General features: G+C 62.7%; 8 protein-coding genes and 1 pseudogene. 7 read left to right on the plus strand and 2 right to left on the minus strand.

The annotated features are described in order from the left end of the window. Window positions 1–135: 135 nt before the first annotated feature. Both PARACOCCUSGL_RS0118960 and PARACOCCUSGL_RS0118965 read left to right on the plus strand, forming a co-directional pair. A complete protein-coding gene (locus PARACOCCUSGL_RS0118960; RefSeq protein WP_010400309.1) occupies window positions 136–525 on the plus strand; it encodes a helix-turn-helix domain-containing protein in 390 nt (129 codons plus the stop codon). A 113-nt stretch (window positions 526–638) separates the two neighbouring features. Further along, a complete protein-coding gene (locus PARACOCCUSGL_RS0118965; protein ID WP_010400310.1) occupies window positions 639–1,247 on the plus strand; it encodes an outer membrane beta-barrel protein in 609 nt (202 codons plus the stop codon). Window positions 1,248–1,424: 177 nt separating this feature from the next. Here the strand turns inward: PARACOCCUSGL_RS0118965 and PARACOCCUSGL_RS0118970 are convergent, their stop codons facing one another. Beyond that, the gene (locus PARACOCCUSGL_RS0118970) at window positions 1,425–2,312 is read right to left on the minus strand and encodes a LysR family transcriptional regulator (RefSeq protein ID WP_202796805.1); all 888 of its coding nucleotides are present in this window, start codon (window positions 2,310–2,312) and stop codon (window positions 1,425–1,427) included. 191 nt (window positions 2,313–2,503) lie between these two features. Here PARACOCCUSGL_RS0118970 and PARACOCCUSGL_RS0118975 point away from each other — a divergent pair, with 191 nt between their 5' ends. From PARACOCCUSGL_RS0118975 to PARACOCCUSGL_RS0118985, 3 genes are read left to right on the plus strand one after another with little or no spacing between them, the layout of a single operon-like run. After that, window positions 2,504–2,962 (plus strand): nuclear transport factor 2 family protein, encoded by a 459-nt coding sequence (locus tag PARACOCCUSGL_RS0118975; protein WP_010400314.1) that lies wholly within the window; start codon window positions 2,504–2,506, stop codon window positions 2,960–2,962. A 51-nt stretch (window positions 2,963–3,013) separates the two neighbouring features. Continuing rightward, a complete protein-coding gene (locus PARACOCCUSGL_RS0118980; protein ID WP_010400316.1) occupies window positions 3,014–4,417 on the plus strand; it encodes an aldehyde dehydrogenase family protein in 1,404 nt (467 codons plus the stop codon). A gap of 44 nt (window positions 4,418–4,461) precedes the next feature. Further along, the gene (locus tag PARACOCCUSGL_RS0118985; protein ID WP_010400317.1) at window positions 4,462–5,397 is read left to right on the plus strand and encodes an aromatic alcohol reductase; all 936 of its coding nucleotides are present in this window, start codon (window positions 4,462–4,464) and stop codon (window positions 5,395–5,397) included. Between the two features lie 302 nt (window positions 5,398–5,699). Here PARACOCCUSGL_RS0118985 and PARACOCCUSGL_RS21025 read toward each other — a convergent pair. Further along, a pseudogene (locus PARACOCCUSGL_RS21025) lies at window positions 5,700–6,722 on the minus strand (IS701 family transposase); the annotation flags it as partial. 296 nt (window positions 6,723–7,018) lie between these two features. On the opposite strand from PARACOCCUSGL_RS21025, the gene PARACOCCUSGL_RS0118995 reads away from it, so the two are divergent. Continuing rightward, entirely contained in the window at window positions 7,019–7,270 is a 252-nt protein-coding gene (locus PARACOCCUSGL_RS0118995; protein ID WP_010400320.1) for a helix-turn-helix domain-containing protein, read from the plus strand. Next, the gene (locus tag PARACOCCUSGL_RS0119000; protein WP_010400321.1) at window positions 7,270–8,589 is read left to right on the plus strand and encodes a type II toxin-antitoxin system HipA family toxin; all 1,320 of its coding nucleotides are present in this window, start codon (window positions 7,270–7,272) and stop codon (window positions 8,587–8,589) included. The genes PARACOCCUSGL_RS0118995 and PARACOCCUSGL_RS0119000 overlap by 1 nt, the downstream gene beginning before the upstream one ends. Window positions 8,590–8,640 lie beyond the last annotated feature (51 nt).

Raw genomic sequence — 8,640 nt, forward strand, 5'->3', positions numbered from 1 at the left:
GGCTCCGCCATTTGTCAACATGACCTAGGCTTGTGTTCCGGGGAGGCATTGCTGCCTGGCGCCAGATCGCAATCCGGAGTGTTACTGACAAGTACGCACATATTTTGTATATAGTATCAAAAAGGATACCGTAGCATGGCACGTACAAGACACGAGCGCTTCGACTGCAGCGGCGGGTGCCCGGTGGAAGCGACGCTTGCGCTCATCGGCGGCAAGTGGAAAGGCGTCATCCTCTGGCACTTGTTGCATGGGACCATGCGCTTCAACGAAATCCGCCGGCGCCTGTCGGGCGTCACCCAGAGAATGCTGACCAATCAGCTACGTGAACTCGAAGCGGACGGATTGATCATTCGCACCGTTTATCCGCAGGTGCCGCCCAAGGTGGAATATTGCTTGTCAGAACACGGCCGCAGTCTTGAGCCCGTGATCCTGGCGCTCAAGGCGTGGGGCGAAGCGAATGTCCTGGCCCCTGCCCTTCCGCCGGTTTCCTCGATCAAGGAAAGCATGACGAGCGCGGCTGCGTAACAGCTCGAGCTAGGATGAGGCACGACGCCGGACAAGTTCAAAATTTGGAAACAGTCAATACAGCAAATCCTCAACCGCAGGCCCTTCCCGGGGCGTGACTTGAGGAGTTTAGAATGAAGAAGATTGCACTTTCGTTCGGGGCCGCCGCGCTCGCGGCGGGTATGAGCCCGGCCGTTTCGGCCCAGACGTTTGACGGTCCGTTCATCGGCGCCCAGGCCGGCTGGTCCGAACATGACGCAGGGACATTTTCCACACGTCTCGGCAACCTCGCGGCGAGCCGCTCGCACGACGCGGTCTCGGCCGGTGTGTTCGCGGGATACGACCGCCAGATCGGATCGCGCTTCGTGATCGGCGCCGAGGTCGGCCTGGACTTCGGCATCAATGACCGCTTCACCCGCGACACCGGCACCGCCCTTATGTCGGTTGATCCGAAACGATCGATCGACCTGACGGCGCGGGCCGGCTATCTGGTCACCGACAACACATTGATCTATGCGCGCGGCGGCTACACCAACGCCAGATTCCGTACGTCGATCAAGGACAGGTCCAGCCTCCGTTCATCAACCGAAAACCGTGACGGATGGCTTATTGGCGGCGGCGTCGAGCGTGCTTTCACTGACAGGATCTCGACCCGCCTCGAGTATCGCTATTCCGATCTGAGTGATGGCCGTGGCAAGTTCGACCGCCACCAGGTTCTCGTCGGCGTTGCTTACCGCCTTTAACCACTGCACCTCCCGACTTGGGCTGGAGTCCTTCCTCCAGCCCGCTTTTTTTGCGCACCCGCACGAGGCCTGGAAGGGGCGAAGCGCGGCGCCTTCCGAACCGGTTCGGGCCAGGCAAAATACCGGCGGATCGCGAAGGCATCCAGGCCACCGCCATGCCCGTTTCCCAACTGGACATCACCAGCAGACAGCCTCCCGGCCGATAATCTCCACGCACCAGTCGATAAAGGTGCGCACTGCGGGCGAAAGATGACGACTGGGCGGATATAGTATCGATAGCGGATCCGTCGGCGCCTCCACATCGCCGAGGACCTTAACAAGGCGCCCGTCGGACAAGGGCTCGTGGACCATATAGCCGGCGGCGCGGATAAGGCCGAGCCCGGCAATCCCCGCAGCAATATAGGCATCCGTGTCATTCACCGTGACCCGCCGCGTCATGGCCACCGAAGTCGCCCCCTTGCCCTCGCCGAACGTCCAGCTCAACGGACGGCCGGTCCGGCTGTCCGTGTAACCCACCGCGACATGCTCTCGAAGGTCGGCGACGCATGCCGGCGTGCCGTAGCGGTCCAGATATTCGGGCGATCCGCAAACATACCAGTCAAAGTTGGCGAGACGGCGCACGATGAGGCTGGAGGGCTGCGGTACGCCCGCCCTGATAACGCAATCGATACTCTCCTGGACAAGATCCGATAAACCGTCGCTCAGGTGCAGATCGATTTCGATATCCGGATATCGCAAGACCAGCTGGGGGAGCGCCGGGACGACGAATTGCCGCGCAATCGACGGGGTCGTTCCGACCCGGATAGCGCCGCGAATCGTTCCTTCCGGTTCCGCGATGGCGTCCTCTGCCGCCTGCAGTTCGCGCAGGATGGCCGTACAGCTGTCATAGTATCGCAGCCCCGCATCGGTGAGACTTATCGCCCGGGTGGTCCTCTTCAGGAGCTGCGCTCCCAGATGCGCTTCCAAATCCTTGACGGCCTTCGTCACGGTGGACGGCAGGACGCGCGAAGTCTCCGCCGCGCGCCGGAAGCTTCCGGTTTCCACCACGCGCTTGAACAGCTCCATGGCTTGAAATCGATCCATCCTGCCTCTCCCAGCGCAATTGGCCGGAAACGCGAGCACACTGCGCCTTTCCTCAACCATAAATTATTCGAATTAAGCAAACAATCAAATCAAATTCGTCACGCTTATCATCCCGCATCCGTGTCCATATCCTTCAGATCTACCGCTCGAAGCTATCAGACACGGAGCAAACGATGGCGGAAGGAACGATATTACCGAGAGACGATGTCAAAATCCTCTCAGATCTGGCCCGCGATTGGGTAGAAAATGGATGGCGACACACCCCAGACGAACCGTTCGATTTTTATGAACGTCTCGCACGATTCTATGATTGGTCTTCCGAAGGCACGCAGTTCTTTGACGACTTCGATAAGGAACGGCGAGTGAACATGTCCGCGTCCCAATATGCCGCGATCTGGGACGCAGTCATCCCGACCATGAGGAAGTTGACCAACGTCATGATCGGCGAACCGCACCCACTGGTGTCGGGCGACCTCGCCGTCATGAGTGTTCAATTCGTCACCTCCTTTGTGACCGCCGAAGGCGAAGAAGGCCGCGTGCACACGCTTTCAAGCCTCGTTTGGCGGCGATCGGGCAACGACTGGCGCATCATTCGCGAGCACGGCAGCGGCATCAGACCGCACCACGGCTAGCCGTCCCCTCCCAGTAAACGCCGGGCACGACCTCCCAGTTGGAGAGAAGATATGAAATTCGGATCAAGACTGCTCATCAACGGCGCGTTGGTGGCGGGCGACCACACCCTCGACGTCATCAACCCCGCCACGGGCGACGTGTTCGCGACGGTGGCCCGCGCCTCCCGGGCGCAGGCGGAAGCGGCCATCGCGGCCGCCAAAAAGGCCCAGCCCGCGTGGGATGCCCTTGGCTGGGAGGCGCGCAGCGAGCGGCTGCAGGCGCTCGCCGACGCCATGGCGCAGCACCGTGACGCCTTCATCGACACCATGGTGGCCGAGCAGGGCAAGCCGCGCCGCGAGGCGGCGGACGAGGTGGACTATTCCATCGCCTTCATCCGCTATTTTGCGGGCCTGAGGCTGCCCCACAAGGCCTTCGGGGTCGCGGGCGGCCGGGTCGAGCTGCGCCATCGCCCGCTCGGCGTTGTCGCGGGGATCAGCCCGTGGAACTTCCCGCTGCTCATCCCGGCGGCGAAGATCGCGCCCGCGCTGATGGCGGGCAACACCATGGTGATGAAGCCCGCGCCGACCACGCCGATCCTCACCCTCATGATCGGCGAGCTGGCGGCCGGCATCCTGCCCCCCGGCGTGCTCAACGTCATCACCGACCAGAACGATCTCGGCGACCTGCTCACCTCCCACCCGGATATCGCCAAGGTCACCTTCACCGGGTCCACGGCGACCGGGCGGCGGATCATGGCGAGCGCGGCGCCGACGCTGAAGCGTCTGACGCTGGAGCTGGGCGGCAACGACGCCGCGATCGTGCTCGACGACGTGAACGTGGAGGAGGTGGCCGAGCGCATCTTCAACGCCGCCTTCTTCAACACCGGCCAGGCCTGCCTTGCCATCAAGCGCGTCTACGTCGCCGATGCGATCTACGACGCCTTCAGCGAGGCGGTGGCGCGCCGCGCCCGCGAGGCGATCGTGGGGCCGGGCAATGACCCGTCCTCCCGCTTCGGTCCGCTCCAGAACCGGCAGCAGTTCGAGAAGGCGAAGCACTTCATCGAGGTGGCCCATCGCGACGGTCGCGTGATTGCGGGCGGCACGGTGGTCGAGGGGCCGGGCTATTTCGTCCACCCGACCGTCGTGCGCGACATCGACGACACGAGCGAGCTGGTCGCGCAGGAGCAGTTCTGCCCCGTCCTGCCCATCATCCGGGTCGCGGACAGCGAGGACGCGCTGAGCCGGGCCAACCGCAGCGATTTCGGCCTCGGCGGCTCGGTCTGGTCCGGGGACGCCGCCCGCGCCAAGGCGCTGGCGGAGCGGATGCAGTCCGGCACGGTCTGGGTGAACCAGCATCTGAACTTCGGCCCCGAGGTGCCGCTCGCAGGCGCGAAGCAATCGGGCATCGGCGTCGAGTGGACGGAGCTGGGCCTCGCCGAGTTCTGCCAGGTCAATGTCATCAATCAGGCCACGTGACGCGCCGTGCGGCGCGAACGGATTCAATCGAAAGGAAAAGGCAAATGACAATGGAAAACGGAAAAGTCGATCTGCGCGACATGCTGGTGCTCGGCGCCGGTCAACTCGGAATGGCGGTGCTGCGCGCCCTTGCACCGAAGGTGCGGGCGGCGGGTCAGCCGCTCACCGCGCTGGTCGCGCCCCAGACGGTGGACAGCCCCACCGAGCAGGACGAGACTAGCTTGGAGGAGCTGCGGGCCCTCGGCGTCGAGGTCATCGGCTTCGACCTCAGCTCTGAGGAGGATGCGTTGGCCGAGTTGTTCAGCCGTTACCGGACGGTGCTCAACTGTACCGGGTTCGTCGCCGGCCCGGGCACGCAGCTGCGGATCACGCGCGCCGTGATGAAGGCAGGCGTCAAGCGCTACTTCCCGTGGCAGTTCGGGGTCGATTACGACATCGTCGGGCGCGGAAGCGGCCAGCCCGTCTTCGACGAGCAGTATGAGGTGCGCCAGCTCCTCCGTTCCCAGCAGGATGTGGAATGGGTGATCGTCCAGACCGGGATGTTCACCAGCTTTCTGTTCGAACCGGCCTTCGACGTGGTCAACCTCGACCGCGGCACCATTCACGGCCTCGGCAGCTGGGAAACCAAGGTTACGGTGACGACGCCGGAGGACGTGGGCAAGCTGACGACCGAAATCCTCATGACCGAACCGCGGATCGCCAACGAGGTGGTATTCGTGGCGGGCGACACCATCTCCTACGGCCATCTGGCGGACGTGGTCGAGCGCGTCACCGGCCGCACCTTCCAGAAGGAGGCGTGGACCCTCGACAAGCTGCGCGCCGACCTCGCCGTAGCGCCGGAGGATGTGATGACCCGCTACCGCGCCGCCTTCGCCCTGGGCGACGGCATGTGGTGGGACAAGGCCAACACCTTCAACGCGCGCAAGGGCCTCAAGGTCATCGAGGTGGAGGCATATCTGCGGGCGCGATTGGGCCGCTAAGAGCCTGTCACCGGGCCGCTCTGCCGGGACTTGCGGCACGGGCGGGGCGGCCCGGTGCGACGCTCGGGCCAGCCCGATCGAACGAGTGTTCTGCGGGTCCCGCTCGCCCGTGGCTCGACCGGTCTCAGTAATCGCCGCTTGCGAGCTGAGAGACCACCGGACCCAGCAGTGCGCGCCCTGACACCTCGATCCGCTGCGCGTTGACCCAACGGTTTTCCTAGCACTACTTTGGCAGATTGTGAGGGTCGGACGGCCTGCATCCGCAATGCGGGCAAGGTCGGTCTGGCGGCCTGGAGAGTTGGTCAATGATGGCTTGCCGGATTCTGGGCAGGCTGGGTTGCGGTGGCGGGCCGACGATTCTTTTTCCCCCCTTTGGCCTGCTTGAGGCGGAGGGACTGAAGAAAGGCAAGTGCAATCATCGACATCAATGCATGTCGGTGCAGCCCCTTCCATGATCGGCCTTCGAAGTGGTCGAGGCCCAACTCTTCCTTGAGTTGCTGGTGGGCTTGCTCGCAAACCCAGCGGGCTTTGATGGTGCCCGCCAATTGCTTGATCGTCGTCTCGACCGGAAGGTTGGTCAGGTAGTATTTGCGTTCCCCAGTCGAGCGATGTTCGCCGACGAGCCACACCTCTTCGCCGGGCAGATGTTGCGCGCCCATATCGTGAATGCGCTGTGGTGGTCCGTCTGCGACACGGACGCGAACCGCGGCAAAGCGAGCAGAGAGCTTTCCCTTGGTGCCGCGCCGCCAGCTGACCTTGCACCATGCTGCGGTCTCCAGCATCGTCTGTGCCGATACCGAGATGATGTCCGGTATTGCGTTCTTGCGAGGGCGGCCCCGGCCAGCGACGGGAAAGATCATTGTGACATTGGCGGGGTAAACCTTCTGCTTGAACGGTATGCCAACAGCCCAGGCAAGGCCCCTCTCGCTCAGGCCTTGGCGGAAAGGACCGGAAAGGCCGTATCCTGCATCGGCAAGGACACAGCCGAAGCGAACGCCTGCAGCGCGGACCCGATCGATCTCGGCCAGCGCGATTTCGGGCTTGGTCCTGTAGGAGCGCAATTCCTCGGGAACCCCGGCGCGCTCCAAGCGGGCCGCATCGCTCGTCCAGCTCTCCGGCAGGAACAGCCGCAAGCCCACCATGATTGGCACTTCTCGCGATGCCAAGGTGAGCGAAACCAGCGTCTGGCAGTTGGCATTCTTGCCGAGTGCCGAAGCATATTGTGGCGCCACGCCGACCGAATGATGGCCCTTCTTGGGCAAGGCCGTATCGTCGATGATCAACCAGGCATTCTCGCCTCCGACCTGTCGGTCAGCCTCGGCGAGCCATCACTCCGAAGAGATTGACCCGCGCTACCGCATCATGGTGCCGGAAGAGTTCGTGAAGACGGAGGCCGGCGATGGCGCGGGAAGGCTTTTCAACATTGAGGCAGTTCATGAACGCTTTTCGACATCGGCGATGAGTTTTCGACTCCCTCGCTCCCATTCGCACCCGGAGCCGCACCGTCCAGAACCTATACGTTCTAACGCATATTCCTATCATATACGCCGCGGCGCATAATTTTACGTTATACGTTACAGCGCATATTGACATCTTATGCGGTATAACGTATACTCACTAAATGAACGACCTCGCACGCACACCCAGGCAGATCGGCACCACCATCCAGCGCGCCCGCAAGAAGCGCGACTGGACACAGATGCAACTCGCCGAGCGGGCAGGCCTGCGCCAGGCTACGATCTCATTGATCGAAAGCGGTGAGAAGCCTGCCAAGCTCGACTCCATCCTCGCTGTCCTCGCCGCTCTCGACCTTGAGTTCAGGATCGGACCGCGTTCCAAGGGGCACGGGCAGGACATCGAGGAGCTGTTCTGATGGGACGGCGCCCGGCCTATGCGCCGTTACGAGTCTATCTGAACAACCGCCGCGTCGGGACACTAAGCCGCGAAGCAAGCGGTGCGATTGAATTCACATACCATGAGGACTGGCTCGGCTGGGCATCCGCGCTGCCGGTCTCGCTCTCTCTTCCCTTACGGGAGACGCCCTATCGCGGCGAGCCGGTCGCGGCCGTCTTCGAAAACCTGCTGCCGGACTCCGAGACGCTGCGCCGCCTTGTTGCCGAGAAGGTTGGCGCGCGCGGCATCGATGCCTACAGTATGCTGACCAAGATCGGCCATGACTGTGTTGGCGCGCTGCAATTCATTGCAGGGGATGACGAGGCGCCTGACGCAACCGGAACGCTCCAGGGCGAGGCTGTTGATGCCGAAGCCATCGAGAAAATCCTGAACGGCCTAAGCCAGGCTCCGCTCGGGCTTACGCGCGATGATGCGTTCCGGATTTCCGTGGCGGGGGCACAGGAGAAGACCGCCCTGCTCCGGCACGAAGGGAAATGGCTCAAGCCTCACGGAACGACACCGACCACACATCTGATCAAGACGCAGATCGGTCAGTTGCCTGGCGGCATCGATCTCTCGGACAGCGTTGAGAATGAGTATTTCTGCCTGAAGCTCACGGAAGCCTTCGGCCTGCCGGTCAACAACGTCTCCATCGAAACCTTCGGCAAGACCAAGGCTCTCGTCATCGAGCGCTTTGATCGACTCTGGACGAGGGACGGCCGCCTGCTGCGCCTGCCGCAGGAAGATTGCTGCCAGGCGCTCTCCGTCCCGCCGACGCTCAAATACCAGAATGAGGGCGGGCCGGGCATGGTGGATGTGCTGAACCTGCTCAAAGGCAGTGACACGCCAGCTGAAGACCAAGAGGTCTTCATCAAGGCGCAGCTGATCTTTTGGCTGATCGGCGCAACGGACGGCCATGCCAAGAACTTCAGCGTGTTCCTAAGCCCTGGCGGCAGCTATCGCATGACGCCGCTCTACGACATTCTCACCGCCCAGCCCGCGCTGAATGCGCGCCAGATCGAGCGTAAACAGATGAGGATGGCGATGTCGGTCGGCAGCAGCCGACACTACCGGTTCGATCAGATTCACGGTCGGCATTTCGTGCAGACAGCCATGCAAGCCGGCCTGTCAAAGAAACGCGCCATAGCGATCATTGAAGAGGTGGCAGAGCGTGCCCCCAAGGCAGTGGAAACCTCCACGCAGGCGCTCCCCAAGGGCTTCCCGATGGCTGTCGCTGACGCTGTTACGGCTGCCGTGGAAGAGCGGCTTCGCGGCCTCGAACTCACAGACGCGATTTAATCGATTTAGGACCATCAGTCGTCTCGGTGTTGATTTCCGTCGAGACGTGAC

The sequence above is a fragment of the Paracoccus sp. TRP genome (genome assembly GCF_000185925.1).
Classification (GTDB): domain Bacteria; phylum Pseudomonadota; class Alphaproteobacteria; order Rhodobacterales; family Rhodobacteraceae; genus Paracoccus; species Paracoccus kondratievae.

Excerpts from the sequence above, each read along its gene's own strand:
- PARACOCCUSGL_RS0118995 (WP_010400320.1), top strand. The coding sequence starts at position 7,019 with ATGAACGACCTCGCACGCACACCCAGGCAGATCGGCACCACCATCCAG.
- PARACOCCUSGL_RS0118980 (WP_010400316.1), top strand. The coding sequence starts at position 3,014 with ATGAAATTCGGATCAAGACTGCTCATCAACGGCGCGTTGGTGGCGGGC.
- PARACOCCUSGL_RS0118960 (WP_010400309.1), top strand. The coding sequence starts at position 136 with ATGGCACGTACAAGACACGAGCGCTTCGACTGCAGCGGCGGGTGCCCG.
- PARACOCCUSGL_RS0118970 (WP_202796805.1), bottom strand. The coding sequence starts at position 2,312 with ATGGAGCTGTTCAAGCGCGTGGTGGAAACCGGAAGCTTCCGGCGCGCG.
- PARACOCCUSGL_RS0118965 (WP_010400310.1), top strand. The coding sequence starts at position 639 with ATGAAGAAGATTGCACTTTCGTTCGGGGCCGCCGCGCTCGCGGCGGGT.
- PARACOCCUSGL_RS0118985 (WP_010400317.1), top strand. The coding sequence starts at position 4,462 with ATGACAATGGAAAACGGAAAAGTCGATCTGCGCGACATGCTGGTGCTC.
- PARACOCCUSGL_RS0119000 (WP_010400321.1), top strand. The coding sequence starts at position 7,270 with ATGGGACGGCGCCCGGCCTATGCGCCGTTACGAGTCTATCTGAACAAC.
- PARACOCCUSGL_RS0118975 (WP_010400314.1), top strand. The coding sequence starts at position 2,504 with ATGGCGGAAGGAACGATATTACCGAGAGACGATGTCAAAATCCTCTCA.